11 protein-coding genes, 1 tRNA gene and 1 pseudogene are annotated in these 12,885 nt (G+C 67.8%); 1 reads left to right on the top strand and 12 read right to left on the bottom strand.

Translation table 11 applies throughout. From position 1 onward, the window contains the following. Positions 1-5 precede the first annotated feature (5 nt). The 7 genes from dnaB to rnr form a co-directional block, all read right to left on the bottom strand. The gene (dnaB, locus tag D577_RS0107225) at positions 6-1,370 is read right to left on the bottom strand and encodes a replicative DNA helicase (RefSeq protein WP_024328719.1); all 1,365 of its coding nucleotides are present in this window, start codon (positions 1,368-1,370) and stop codon (positions 6-8) included. Positions 1,371-1,455: 85 nt separating this feature from the next. After that, on the bottom strand, positions 1,456-1,905 hold the full coding sequence (gene rplI, locus D577_RS0107220) for a 50S ribosomal protein L9 (protein ID WP_018946848.1): 450 nt from the start codon (positions 1,903-1,905) through the stop codon (positions 1,456-1,458). A 94-nt stretch (positions 1,906-1,999) separates the two neighbouring features. Continuing rightward, positions 2,000-2,938 (bottom strand): hypothetical protein, encoded by a 939-nt coding sequence (locus D577_RS0107215; RefSeq protein WP_018946847.1) that lies wholly within the window; start codon positions 2,936-2,938, stop codon positions 2,000-2,002. 52 nt (positions 2,939-2,990) lie between these two features. Next, positions 2,991-3,215 (bottom strand): 30S ribosomal protein S18, encoded by a 225-nt coding sequence (rpsR, locus tag D577_RS0107210; RefSeq protein ID WP_018870342.1) that lies wholly within the window; start codon positions 3,213-3,215, stop codon positions 2,991-2,993. Between the two features lie 38 nt (positions 3,216-3,253). Continuing rightward, complete coding sequence (rpsF, locus tag D577_RS0107205; protein WP_018870343.1) at positions 3,254-3,652, bottom strand: 30S ribosomal protein S6; 399 nt, start codon at positions 3,650-3,652, stop codon at positions 3,254-3,256. Positions 3,653-3,736: 84 nt separating this feature from the next. After that, a complete protein-coding gene (gene rlmB, locus D577_RS0107200) occupies positions 3,737-4,519 on the bottom strand; it encodes a 23S rRNA (guanosine(2251)-2'-O)-methyltransferase RlmB (RefSeq protein WP_018946846.1) in 783 nt (260 codons plus the stop codon). A gap of 82 nt (positions 4,520-4,601) precedes the next feature. After that, entirely contained in the window at positions 4,602-7,358 is a 2,757-nt protein-coding gene (gene rnr / locus D577_RS0107195) for a ribonuclease R (RefSeq protein ID WP_018946845.1), read from the bottom strand. Positions 7,359-7,569: 211 nt separating this feature from the next. On the opposite strand from rnr, the gene D577_RS0107190 reads away from it, so the two are divergent. Next, positions 7,570-7,656: transfer RNA gene (locus D577_RS0107190), tRNA-Leu, on the top strand. Positions 7,657-7,830: 174 nt separating this feature from the next. Here D577_RS0107190 and D577_RS0107185 read toward each other — a convergent pair. The 5 genes and pseudogenes from D577_RS0107185 to D577_RS14030 all read right to left on the bottom strand — a co-directional run. Continuing rightward, a complete protein-coding gene (locus D577_RS0107185; protein ID WP_018946844.1) occupies positions 7,831-9,126 on the bottom strand; it encodes an adenylosuccinate synthase in 1,296 nt (431 codons plus the stop codon). Next, positions 9,126-10,316 carry an ATP phosphoribosyltransferase regulatory subunit gene (locus tag D577_RS0107180; RefSeq protein ID WP_018946843.1) on the bottom strand — a complete coding sequence of 397 codons (1,191 nt, stop codon included), beginning with the start codon at positions 10,314-10,316 and terminating at the stop codon, positions 9,126-9,128. Before D577_RS0107180 ends, D577_RS0107185 begins: the two co-directional genes overlap by 1 nt. 129 nt (positions 10,317-10,445) lie before the next feature. Beyond that, positions 10,446-11,345, bottom strand: a complete 900-nt coding sequence (gene hflC / locus D577_RS0107175; protein WP_018946842.1) for a protease modulator HflC — start codon at positions 11,343-11,345, stop codon at positions 10,446-10,448. Further along, entirely contained in the window at positions 11,345-12,541 is a 1,197-nt protein-coding gene (gene hflK / locus D577_RS0107170) for an FtsH protease activity modulator HflK (protein ID WP_018946841.1), read from the bottom strand. The genes hflC and hflK overlap by 1 nt, the downstream gene beginning before the upstream one ends. Before the next feature lie 37 nt (positions 12,542-12,578). Continuing rightward, positions 12,579-12,866 (bottom strand): annotated as a pseudogene (locus tag D577_RS14030) (rhodanese-like domain-containing protein); the annotation flags it as partial. Positions 12,867-12,885 lie beyond the last annotated feature (19 nt).

Genomic DNA, 12,885 nt, shown 5'->3' with positions numbered 1-12,885 from the left:
CGTGACTAGCCCTCCGGGCCCACCTCGCCGTACACGTCCGGGGCGTAGTTCTCGAAACGGGTAAACTGGCCGCGGAAGGTCAGCCGCACGGTGCCGATCGGCCCGTTACGCTGCTTGCCGATGATGATCTCGGCGGTCCCCTTGTCCGGCGATTCCTCGTTATAGACCTCGTCGCGATAAACGAACGCGATGATGTCTGCGTCCTGTTCAATCGCTCCCGATTCGCGCAGGTCGGACATCACCGGGCGTTTGTTGGGGCGCTGCTCCAGCGAACGGTTGAGCTGGGACAGGGCGATCACCGGCACCTCCAGCTCCTTGGCCAGACCCTTCAGCGAGCGCGAGATCTCGGAGATCTCGTGCGCGCGATTCTCGCCGGAGCCGGGGTGCTGCATCAGCTGCAGGTAGTCGACCACGATCAGCTTGAGGCCCTGGTGCTCGCGCATCAGGCGCCGCGCACGGGCACGCAGCTCGGTGGGCGTCAGGGCCGGGGTGTCGTCGACGAACAACGGCGCCCCGGAGAGCATCTGCACCGCACTGGTGAGGCGCGGCCAGTCGCCGTCGTCCAGGCGCCCGGAACGCAGCTTCTGCTGGTTGATCCGGCCCATGGAGGACAACAGGCGCATCGCGATCTGCTCGCCCGGCATCTCCATGGAGAAGATCGCCACCGGTTCCTGATTCTTCATCGCCACGTATTCGGCGATGTTCATCGCGAAACTGGTCTTGCCCATCGACGGGCGCCCGGCCACGATCACCAGGTCCGAGGGGTTGAGCCCGGAGGTGAGCTCGTCCAGATCCTGGTAACCGGTCGCGATGCCGGTGATCGGGCTGGTGCTCTCGTAGAGGAACTCGATCTGCTCGACGGCGGACGCCAGCAGCGGCTTCATGCCGCGAAAGCCCTGGGCCCCGCGCGCGCCCAGCTCGGCGATGCGGAACACCTTCTGTTCCGCCTCGTCCAGCAGCTGCTTGGAATCGCGGCCCTCGGGCACGAACGCCGAATCGGCGATCTCGGTGCCGACCGTGATCAGAGAGCGCAGTATGGAGCGTTCGCGGACGATGTCCGCATAGGCCACGATGTTCGCGGCCGAAGGGGTATCACTAGCAAGCTGGCCGAGATATGCCATGCCGCCGGCGGCTTCCAGCTCGGCGGTGCGTTCCAACTGTTCGGAAACCGTCACCACGTCGAACGGAGCATTGCGCTCCGCCAGCTGCCCGATCGCCCGGAACAGCACGCGGTGGTCATGCCGATAGAAGTCGTCCGCAGTAATGCGGTCGGCGACCCGGTCCCATGCCCCGTTGTCGAGCATCAGACCGCCGAGGACGGACTGCTCCGCCTCCTGGGAATGCGGCGGGACGCGCGGCATGTCGGTCATCGCCATGCCGTGTCCCCGCCGCCATCATGCGGGCCCGCGGCGGCAGCGGCCCGCCCGGCGGTCCGCCCGTCCGCCATCGGGAGCCTCACTCCTCGGGGGTGACGATGACGCGGATTTCCGCGTCGACGCCCGAGTACAGGTGAACACCCACCTCGAACTCGCCGGTCGCCCGCAGCGGGCCCTCGGGCATGCGCACTTCCTTTTTCTCCACTTCCACGCCCTTCGCGGTCAGCGCATCGGCGATGTCGGCCGGGCTCACCGAGCCGAACAGCTTGCCTTCGGCACCGACCTTGGCCCGGATCTCCAGATCCATGCCGTCGAGCTTTTCGCGACGGGCTTCGGCGGCCGCCACGGCCTCGGCCGCGGCCTTTTCCAGCTCGGCACGACGCGCCTCGAATTCGGCGATGTTCTCCGCGGTGGCGAAGGCCGCCTTGCCCTGCGGCAGGAGGTAGTTGCGCGCAAAACCGGGGCGCACGCGGACGCGATCGCCCAGCCCGCCCAGGTTGTCGATCTTTTCCAGCAGAATGACTTCCATCTTGGTCTTCCCGTCAACGATTGAACCAGCGACCCGAGGTCGGGCCGTATTCTACACCGTGTGCCGCGCCGGCCGAACCGCGCGCGTCACACGCTCAGGATTCCGGGGGATCGTCGCCGGCATCGCGCTCGCGACCGATCCCCATGCGCCGGCGGATATCCGCCCACGCGTCGATGACCCCGATGGTGGCCAGCAGCAGGAACATCTGCGGCAACGCCAGGGCCATCAAAACGTACATGCCCACCAGCCAGAACACGCTCATGCCCTGGCCATGCGTCAGCGCATGCATCAGGGCGATCCCCTGGAGGAAGAAGAGCACCCCCAGGATGAACGCCAGCTCCATCGCCAGCGGCGACGGCACCAGCTGCCCCACCGCGAGCAGCACGACCGCGGCGGCGCTGACGCCCGGCCCCAGCTGCAGGGCGCGGAATTCCGCGCCGAAGGCCCCCGGGTTGTACAGCGCCGACTGCCAGTAGCGGGCGATCAGCATCGCCAGGGTCACGCTCAGCAGCACGATGCCCGCCAGCAGCCCGGCCAGGTAGGGCGCGAGGTCGGCAAGCACCGCCTCGAGCTCTTCGCGCGCCGCCGCCTCGCCGGACTCCACCAGCGGCGCCAGCAACTCCATGCCGGCCCGCACCCAGAAGGCCTCGGCATCCGGCACCAGGGCGTGCATCAGCAGCACCCCGGCGCCGGCGACCAGCGCCCCGGCCTTGAGGGTGATGCGCCAGGACACCGTGCGCCGCAACAGTTCCGCCAGCAGGGCCACCGGCAACCACTGGATGACACCGGCCAGCAGCACCGCCGGTCCCGGTGTTCCGGGGCTCGCACCCCACAGGGCGGCGCCCAGCAGGCCGGAGGCGATCGCGAGGACGATCAGGGCCTGACCGAGCCCCAGACGCAGCCCGACCAGCGCCACCAGGGCACTGCTGACGATGGATACCGGCGGCAGGAACAGCCCGGCAATACCAAAGCCGGCGACCGCACCCACGGCGCGGCCCCGGCTCTTCATCGCGAATTCGGCGAGGATCTGCATGACCGTTGCACTCCGCCCCCCGGGCGGCGATCAGGCAGCGTTCAGGCGCTGATCAATGCGTATCGCTGTACGGAAGCAGCGCGAGAAAACGCGCGCGCTTGACCGCCGTGGACAGCTGACGCTGGTACTTGGCGCTGGTGCCGGTGACGCGGCTGGGCACGATCTTGCCGGTCTCGGTGATGTAATTCTTCAGCAGGTTCAGGTCCTTGTAATCGATGTACTCGATACCTTCGGCGGTGAACCGGCAGAACTTGCGACGACGCGGGAAACGGGCCATGTCCGATCTCCTTCAGTAAACGGGGGTGGGGTTCGGGATCACTCGTCGGCGGGGGCTTCGGCCGACTCGTCCGCGGAGGCGTCCTCGCGGCGGCGGCTGCCCTTGCCTTCTTCTTCCTCGCGGCCCTTGGCCAGCGGGGACGCTTCGGTGATCGCACGATCCATGCGGATGGACAGGTGACGCAGCACCGCATCGTTGAAGCGGAAGGCGCTGTCGAGCTCTTCCATCGCGGCCTCGTCGGCCTCGATGTTCATCAGCACGTAGTGGGCCTTGACCAGCTTCTGGATGGGGTAGGCGAGCTGCCTGCGGCCCCAGTCCTCCAGACGGTGGACCGTGCCGCTGTGGCCTTCCACCAGACCCTTGTAGCGCTCGATCATCGCCGGGACCTGCTCGCTCTGGTCGGGATGGACCAGAAACACGACTTCATAGTGACGCATATCCAACTCCTTGCGGGTAACAGCCTCCCGGTGCGCCGGTGAGGCAAGGAACCGCCCTAACGACGGGCGGAAAGGCGCAATACGTTAACCGATGTTGCCCGCGGTCACAACACGGCGCTGGCGCCGGACTTCGAACAGGGACACGCCGGTGGCGACCGAAACGTTCAGGCTCTCCACGGTGCCGACCATGGGAATGTGCGCCAGATGATCGCAGGCCTCGCGGGTCAGGCGCCGCAGGCCCTCGCCCTCGGCGCCCATGACGATCGCGGCAGGGATGCGCAGATCGACGTCGTACAACGCCTGCTGCGCCTCGCCGTCCAGCCCTGTGGCCCACATGCCGGCTTCCTTCAGCGCGGCGAGGGTGCGGGCGAGATTGCCCACGCTCACCACCGGCACGGTCTCCGCCGCGCCGGAAGCCACCTTGATCGCCGCCGGTGTCAATGGAGCACTGTGGTGGCGCGGGACGACCAGGGCCCCGGCGCCTGCGGCGTCCGCCGTGCGCAGGCAGGCGCCGAGGTTGTGCGGATCGGTGACGCCATCCAGCACCAGCACCAGATCCAGGCCGGCCTCCACGCGTTGGCGCAGCTCGCGCTCGTCCACCACCGGGCGGGGCGTACAGTGCACGATCACGCCCTGGTGCTGAAATCCGGGGTGCTGCTGGTCCAGGCGCTCGCGGGCCACCCGCTCCACCGCCACTCCCCGCGTACCGGCGCGCTCCAGGATGCGCTGCAGGGATGCATCCACCTCGCCGCGCGCGAGCTGGAGACTCTTGATCCGCTCCGGAGCACGCTCGAGCAGCGACGCCACCGCATGGATCCCGCCGAAGGCCTCGCCCCGGGAGCGCCCCTTTCCGCCGCTACGGCTCATCCCGCACGTCCCCGCACTTTCGGTCGCGGTACGGACATGGCGCCCGGAACGGCGCCGGAAACGCCAGGCATCCGTGCATCACTCAGGAGGAGGAGGCCGGGCGACGGCGACGGCTCCGGCGCCGCCCCGGCTTGCCCCCGGTTTCGCCGTCTCCGGAGCCGCCCTGGCCGGTGGCATCCTCGTCAGGGATGGTGTTGCCATCCTTGTCCGGAACGGCCTCGACCTCCGGAAGCCGCTCGTTGCCCGGCTCCGGGGCATCTGCGGAGTCCTCGTCGGAGGCACCCCCGCCGGCACCCTGCGCGGCGGCGTCACCCTCCTCCGCGGAAGGCTTGCTGCGCCGACGGCCGCGCCGCCGGCCCTTCTTCTTCGGTGCGTCGTCACCGGCGGGCTCCGGCGCCAATTCAGGGACCGATTCAGGGGCCGATTCCGCGGCTGCGTGTTCGCCTTCGCTGTCGGCGGGTGCCGAATCGTCGGACGCCGGGCCCGCATCCGGGCCAGCAGCCGGCCCCCCGCCCGCCTCCGCATCGCCTCCTCTGGCGCGACGCTTGCGACGGGCGTTGTCGCGGGCGCTGCCACGCTTCTTCCCGCCGGCACCGGGACCTCCGCCCGGGCCCTTGCGACCGGCCGGGCGCGCGGCGGGTGCAGCCTTCTCCGCCGGCTTCGACTCGCCGGCCAGCGCCAGGTCGATCTTGCGGTCATCCAGACTTACCCGCACCAGCTGGACCTGGAGCTCGTCACCGATGCGGAACACGCGACCGGCGCGCTCGCCCGTGAGGGTATGGCGCTTGGGATCGAAGTGGTAGAAATCGTTATCGAGGCTGGAGACATGCACCAGGCCTTCGATGTACACCCCCTGAATCTCCACGAACAGGCCGAAGCCGGTCACGCCCGAGACGATGCCGGTAAACACATCCCCGACCTTGTCCTGCATGTACTCGGCCTTCAGCCAGGCCTCCACATCGCGCGTGGCGTCCTCGGCACGGCGCTCGGCCATCGAGCAGTGCTCGCCGAGGCCCTCCATGCGCTGGTGGGTATAGGGGAAGCCCTTGTTGCTGCCATTGCGCAGTACGTGCCGGATGCCCCGATGGACCAGCAGGTCCGGATAACGCCGGATCGGCGAGGTGAAGTGCGCGTAGTCATCCAGCGCCAGACCAAAGTGACCGCCGAGGTCGGGTGAATACACGGCCTGCGACAGCGAACGCAGCAGCACGGTCTGGATCAGCTTCTGGTCCGTGCGCTGCTTCGCCGCCTTGAGGACCTCGGTGTAGTCCCGCGGGGTCGGCTCGTCGCCTCCGCCCAGGGACAGACCCGCGCCATTGAGGAATTCACGCAGCTCCTCGACCTTCTCTGCGGGCGGCTGATCGTGGTTGCGGTAGAGCGCCGGGACCTTGTGCTTCTTGAGGAAGCGCGCCGCGGCCACGTTGGCCATGATCATGCATTCCTCGACCAGGCGGTGGGCATCGGTGCGCTCCACCGGCACGATGCGCTCGATCTTGCGGTCCTCGCCGAACACGATCTGTGTCTCGGTGGAATCGAAATCGATCGCACCACGGCGGTTGCGCGCCGCGTGCAGCGCCTTGAACACCCGGTGCAGTTCCTCCACGTGCGGCAGCACCTGCGCGTTCTGCTCGCGCAGGCCCTCATCGCCCGCGAGCATTGCGGCCACATCATCATAGATCAGCCGGGCATGCGAGCGAATCACGCCCTCGTGGAAACGGTAGCTCTTCAGCGCCCCGCGGGCACCGATCTCCATCTCGCAGACCATGCTCAGGCGGTCGACGTCCGGATTCAGCGAGCACAGCCCGTTGGACAGCGCCTCGGGCAGCATCGGGATCACCTGCTCGGGGAAATACGCCGAGGTCGCGCGATTGACCGCCTCGCGGTCCAGCGCGGAATCCGGCTCGACGTAGTGCGACACATCGGCGATCGCGACCCACAGCCGCCAGCCCTTGCCTTCGGGCTCGCAATACAGGGCATCGTCAAAGTCCCGCGCATCGCTGCCGTCGATGGTCACGAACGGCTTGTCGCGCAGATCCAGCCGCCCCTTCTTCGCCTTTTCCGGTACCGAATCACCCAGCTTGTCCGCCGCTTCGGTGACCTCGTCCGGCCATTCGAACGGCAGACCCTGGGCACGGATCGCGATGTCGATCTCCATCCCCGGTGCCATGTGCTCGCCCAGGACCTCCACCACGTCACCGCGCAGACGCGACTTGCGCGAAGCCATCTCGCGGATGCGCACGACCACGATCTGGTCGTCCTGCGCCTCGCCCAGACCGTCCGGCGGTACCAGGATCTCGTGGGTGATGCGCTTGTTGTCCGGGGTCAGCAGGCCCACGCCGTCCTCGATGCGCAGACGCCCGACCACCTGGGTGGTGTTGCGCTCCAGCACCTCGACGATGCCGCCCTCACGACGCCCGCGCCGGTCCACGCCCATGACGCGCGCCACCGCGCGGTCCCCGTGGAACACCCCGCGCATCTGCTTCGGCGACAGGAACAGGTCGTCATCCTGCTCGTCCGGCACCAGGAAACCAAAGCCGTCGGGATGGCCGATCACGCGCCCGCGGATCAGGTCTTCCTGATTGACCGGGAGGTAGGCACCCCGACGGTTGCACAGAGCCTGACCGTCACGCTCCATTGCCTTGAGCCGCCGGCGCAGGGCCTCCAGACGTTCCTCGTCCTCGATACCGAGACGCCCGGCGATTTCCTCAAAGGACAGCGGATTCCCCTCGAGCTGCAGCAGGTCGAGGATGTACTCGCGGCTGGGGATGGGGTTGTCGTACTTCTGCGCCTCGCGTTCGAGGTTGGGGTCGATCTGCGGCTTGCTGCGTTTTCCTGGCATTCAGTGAACTCTTTCTTCTGGTGTTGTGCCGCGCACCCGAGGTGCCTGCGGCAGTGACAGGCCGGAGCCGGCCCGGTGCCCATTATGGCCCCGATGCGGCGCGGGCGCATTTCTTTCACCTGCGGATGCCGCAGGGTTTGACAGATCCGCCAGCGCGGATTACCTTACGCGTTCCTGAAGCGCAGGCCCCCTTACAGGGCCGACCTCAAGTGCCGAGGTGGCGGAAATGGTAGACGCGCTAGCTTCAGGTGCTAGTGGGGGTAACCCCGTGGAGGTTCAAGTCCTCTCCTCGGCACCATTCTTTATTCGCTTCCCGCTTCCTTCCCGAAGCAATCCGCAGCCCCCACGTCCGCAATAGCTCGCATGGCAACGGCCTGCGGGGAATTTTCGCGCGCGCGGTCGTCCGTCGGCCGACGGATCCGTGAGCGGGAACCCCCCTTCCGGCCCGCATCCGGACCGGAAGGGATATCCGTCAGCCCCGGAAAGGATCCCGCATCACCAGCGTCTCGTCGCGATCCGGACCGGTGGAGATCATATCGACGGGCACACCCACCACCTCGGACAGGCGCTCCAGATACGCACGCGCATTGGCGGGAAGCTTCGCGTACTCGCGCACCCCGACGGTGGATTCCTGCCAGCCCGGCATCTCTTCGTAGACCGGCGTACAGGACCCGTAGGCCTCGGCACCCGCCGGTGGCACCGCCACTCGCCGGCCGTCGACATCGTAACCGGTGCAGATCTGCACCGTCTCCAGCCCGTCCAGCACGTCCAGTTTGGTCATGCACAGGCCACTAATGCTGTTCACGGCGACCGCGCGACGCAGTGCCACCGCATCGAACCACCCGCAGCGGCGTGCACGCCCGGTGGTGGAACCGAATTCGTTGCCCCGGCGCGCGAGGTGTTCGCCCATATTGTCGAACAGCTCGGTGGGAAAGGGGCCGGCCCCGACCCGCGTGGTGTATGCCTTGGTGATCCCCAGCACGTAATCCAGATTGCGCGGCCCCACCCCGGAGCCGGTGGACGCCCCGCCGGCGGTCGTGCTGGAGGAGGTCACGAACGGATAGGTCCCGTGGTCGATGTCCAGCAGCGTGCCCTGCGCCCCTTCGAACATCACGTCACGATCCGCGGCACGCAGCTCGTGCAGACGACCGGCGACATCCGTCACCATCGGCTTGAGGCGCTCGGCATGCTCGAGGCACTGCTCCAGCACCTGCTGATGGTCCACCGTCGCCGCCCCGAAGTAATGTTTCAGGGCAAAATTGTGATAATCCATCACCTCGCCGAGCTTGGCCGCCAGCCGCTCGCGATGGAACAGGTCGTCCAGGCGCAGCCCGCGACGTGCGACCTTGTCCTCGTAGGCCGGACCGATGCCGCGCCCGGTGGTACCGATGGCCGCCTTGCCGCGCGCTTTCTCGCGCGCGTGATCCAGCGCCACGTGGTACGGCAGGATCAGCTGACAGGAATCCGACAGCCGCAGGCGATCGGTCACCGGCACGCCGCGGGCCTCGAGCTCGTCCATCTCCTTGAGCAGGGCCTCCGGCGACAGCACCACGCCGTTGCCGATCATGCACTCCACCCCTTCGCGCAGGATGCCCGAGGGGATCAGGTGCAGCACTGTCTTCTCGCCATCGATCACCAGCGTGTGTCCGGCGTTGTGCCCGCCCTGGAAGCGCACCACCGCCGCGGCATCCTCGGTCAGTCGGTCGACGATCTTGCCCTTGCCTTCGTCACCCCACTGACTGCCCAGTACGACTACGAAACGTCCCATCAGTGTTCCACCACCATCCATTGTTCATTGCGGTACTCCAGGCGTGCGTCCGCATCCGTCACCGGCGTCTCGCCCCGCAGCTCGCGAACCACGCGTACGCCGCGCCCGCGCAGCTCGCACACCGCCGCCTCCAGCTCCGGATCGGTTCCGGCGGGGGCGAGCACGCATTGGCGTGGGCGCTCCGGATCGCCACGGGCGTCGCCGTGCCGGGCCAGCTCGCGCAGGTCGGTACTGAACCCGGTGGCCGAACGCGCCCGCCCGAACACGCGGCCGATCTCGTTATAGCGCCCGCCGCGGGCGACCGCCTGTCCCGACCCCGGGATGAACGCCGCAAACACCAGACCGGTGTGATAGGCATACCCGCGCAGCTCCGCGACATCCACGTGCAGATCCACCTCGGTCCCCAGCGACTGCAGGGCCCCCACGATCGCCTCCAGGTGGTCCAGGGCCGCGTGCACCTCGGCGGGTGCCCTGCCCAGCGCGGCGCGCGCGCTCGCCAGGACTTCGGGCCCGCCATTCAGGTCCGGCAGGGCACGCAGGGCATCGGCCAGATCGGGGTCGAGCCCCGCCGCACGCCATTGCGCCAGGGTCTGTTCGATCTCGGGGATGCTCTTGCGCTGCAGCTGATCGAAGAAGGCGCGCTCCTGCTCCGGCTCCAGACCCGCGGCCCGGGCAAGACTGCGAAAGATCCCGACGTGCCCCAGATCCATGCTGGGCCGGCGCACACCGCAGACCTCCAGCGTAGCCAGCATCAGACGGATGACCTCGACGTCGGAATCCAGACCGTCGTGTCCGAAAAGCTCCGCGCCCGCCTGCAGCGGACTGCGGGACCCCGACCACTCATCGGCACGGGCACGCAAAGTCGTACCGACATAGCACAGCCGGTTGGCACCCGCCACATGCTGACGGTGCGCGTCGATGCGGGCGACCTGAGGCGTCAGGTCCGCTCGCACTCCCATCAGCCGGCCAGTCAGCTGATCGGTCAGTTTGAACGTCTGCAGATCCAGCTCGTGGCCGGCACCGGTCAGCAACGACTCCAGGTATTCCGCCAGCGGCGGCATCACATGATCGTAGCCCCAGACATCGAAATGGTCGAGCACACGCCGCCGCAGGCCCTCCAGGCGCCGTGCCGAATCCGGCAGCGCCTCTTCGAGTCCGTCCGGCAGCAGCCAGCGATTGATTTCCGTCATGTCATCCTTGCCTGCACGGCCTGACCCGTCCACAGGCGGGCTGGCCAGAAGAAGGGCCCGCGGTGCGGGCCCGGCTTGTGATTGGCAGAACCTGCCCGCACCGGCCCCGAAGCAGGGCCGGCCGCACGATCACTCGGCGGGCTGCGGCAGCTGCGGAGTCCGGGACGGACGCTCGCCGCCCGGAGCGTTGAAGAACTGGAAGAACTCCGAGTTCGGTTCCAGCACGAACGTGCTGTTCTCGCCCTGCAGGCTGTTGCGGTAGGCGATCAGGCTGCGATAGAAGCGGAAGAACTCTTCATCTTCGCCGAAGGAGGTACCCAGGATCTCGGTAGCCCGGGCATCACCCTCCCCGCGGATCACCTCGGAGTCACGGTACGCGTTCGCCAGGATCACCGTGCGATCGCGGTCGGCACGCGAACGAATCCGCTCGGCCTCCTCCTGCCCCCGGGCGCGGAAGTCCTGCGCCACACGCTCGCGCTCGGCCCGCATCCGGTCGAACACCGACTCGGAGACCTCGTCCGGCAGATCCATGCGACGGATGCGCACATCCACCAGATCGACCCCCAGCTCCAGCGCCGTCTCCAGGGCGGCCTGGCGCACCGCGCCCATGATGGTCAGGCGCTCGCCGGCGACCACGTCCTGCAGCTCGTAGCGGGCGAATTCGTTACGCATGCCGTCCCGCAGGATCTGCGACAGGCGCTCCTCGGCCAGTCGTTCGTCACCGCGGGTGGCGCGGTAGAACTGACCGACATCGTTGATCCGCCACTTGGCGTAGAAATCCACGATGATGTTCTTCGCCTCGCTGGTCAGGAACCGGTCCGGCGGGATGTTCAGGGTCATGATCCGGGCATCGAACTTCTCGACGTTCTGGATCAGCGGGAACTTGAAATGCAGCCCCGGCTCCTGGTCCACCTCGCGCAGTTCCCCCAGGGCGAACTTGATCACGCGCTCGCGCTCGTCAACGGTGTAGGTCGACAGGGCCACGACGATCCCGATGACCACCACGGCAATTCCGGCAATACGCAGCATCAGCGAACCTCCCGCGAGCGCAGGCTCTCGGTATCACGGGTCATCCCGGTGTCCCTCTCAATCGCACGCCGGTCAGTGTCCAGTGGACGCGGCGTCGGCGCGCCACCCGAATTGCGGGTGCCCGACTGGCCGGAGAACATCTCGCCCAGCGGCAGCATCATCAGATTGCCGCTGGCGCCCACGTCCAGCATCAGCTTGCGCGAATCCTGGAGCACGGCTTCCACCGCCTCGAGGTAGAGACGGTCACGCGTGACTTCGGGGGCCTGCCGGTATTCGGTCAGCAGCTGGTCGAAGCGCGAGGCATCACCCTCGGCGCGGGCCACCACCTGATCGCGATAACCCTCGGCTTCCTCGATGATGCGGGCCGCCTGACCACGCGCCCGCGGGATCACGCCGTTGGCATAAGCCTCGGCCTCGTTGCGGAAGCGGACCTCGTCCTCGCGTGCACGGATGGCATCGGCAAAGGCCTCCTGCACTGCTTCCGGCGGCTGCGCCTGCTGCATGGAGACCGCGGTCACCACGATCCCGGCGCCGTAGGCATCGAGGTTTTCCTGCATCACCGTGCGGGTGGACTGGGCGATCTCGCCACGGCCCTCGCCGAGGATGAATTCGAGATTGCCCTTGCCGACCCGTTCACGGATGGCCGACTCCATGACCTGATGCACGGTGGCATCCGGATTGCGGACATTGAACAGGAAGTCGACCAGATCGAGGATGCGGTACTGCACCGCGATGTCGACATCGATGATGTTCTCGTCGCCGGTGAGCATCAGCGCGCGGCTCTCGATGGTCCGCACGTTGTCGACATTCTCGATCTCGATCCGCTCGATGGGATACGGCAGGTGCCAGCCCGGCCCCGGGCTCTTGACCTCCTGGAACGCACCGAAGCGCAGCACGACGCCGCGCTCGCCTTCGGAGATGATATGAAAGCCGGAGGCGATCCAGACCACCAGGGCGATGATCAGGCCGAGGCTGATCAGGGCCTGGGAACCGCGCCCCATGCCGCCGCCGCCCAGGCCGCTTCCGCCCTGGTTGCCGCCACCAAAGATGCCGCTGAGCTGCCGCGACAGTTTGCGCAGCATCTCCTCGAGATCGGGCGGCTGCTGGCCACCTCCACCACCGCCGCCACCGCCGCGGTTACCGCCTCCCCCGCTCCAGGGGTCGCGGTTGTTGTTTCCCGGTTCGTTCCAGGGCATGAATCAGGGACTCCGTCGATCGCTCGGGATGTGCCGATCAGGCACAGGGAGCGGACATTCTAGGGGGGCACCCGGGGGCGGGCAAGCGCACCCCTGCGGGAGTCGGGTTGTGACCGGCGCCCGCGGCCTCCCATGCGGCCATGCCACCGGCGACGTTCATTACGTGGCCATAACCCAGCCGCTGCAGGATGGAGGCCGCGACCGTGGAACGGTATCCGCTGCCGCAGACCACGGCCACCGGTTCTTCGGGCGCCACACCCGGGACACCGTCGCGGGTTTCCGCGACCGGCCGATGCAGCGCCGCCTCGTCGTGACCAGCGGCGTATCCCGTGCCGCGTGGCTGC

Origin of the sequence: Thioalkalivibrio sp. AKL17 (assembly GCF_000377885.1) — a bacterium.
Lineage (GTDB): Bacteria > Pseudomonadota > Gammaproteobacteria > Ectothiorhodospirales > Ectothiorhodospiraceae > Thioalkalivibrio > Thioalkalivibrio halophilus.
Note: the sequence above shows the minus strand (reverse complement) of the source record. Positions and strands in the feature narration are given on the sequence as shown.